The following is a 422-nucleotide window of genomic DNA, read 5'->3' as shown; positions in this document are numbered from 1 at the left end:
GCCGTGTGACAAAGCATGCACGAACAATCCCCTCTCAGCCGCCAGTTGAGCGCCCCGTCCCCCGAGCCGGGCGCACGCCGTGCCTATCCCCGCACCTCCATTCAGCACCACGAGCGACCGTTCTGGGAACGGATTTGCTTCTTTCACTACCTTGGGATGCGCACAGCCGAACGGCGCCCGTCCGGGATGTGCCGGATCGGGCGCCGTGAGCGAGGGGTGAAGTGAGCCGTGACGGCGGTCAGTCGTTGGCGACCACGGGGTAGCGCGGCTCGTTCTCGGCCATCTGCTTGAGGGCCGCCTTGCGCTCCCGCTTCGACAGCCGGTCGATGTAGAGGTAGCCGTACAGGTGGTCCGTCTCGTGCTGGAGGCAGCGCGCGAAGTAGCCCGTTCCGCGTACCCGGATCGGGTTGCCCTTCTCGTCC

At 66.8% G+C, this 422-nt stretch carries 1 protein-coding gene; it reads right to left on the bottom strand.

Features of this window, described 5'->3' with window-relative positions:
- Positions 1-238 precede the first annotated feature (238 nt).
- Positions 239-422: peptide deformylase (locus tag LPA54_RS39975; protein WP_228985317.1), on the bottom strand; the 184-nt coding region annotated here is incomplete at its 5' end.

The sequence above is a fragment of the Streptomyces sp. DH12 genome (assembly GCF_020873895.1).
GTDB lineage: Bacteria > Actinomycetota > Actinomycetes > Streptomycetales > Streptomycetaceae > Streptomyces.
Note: the sequence above shows the minus strand (reverse complement) of the source record. Positions and strands in the feature narration are given on the sequence as shown.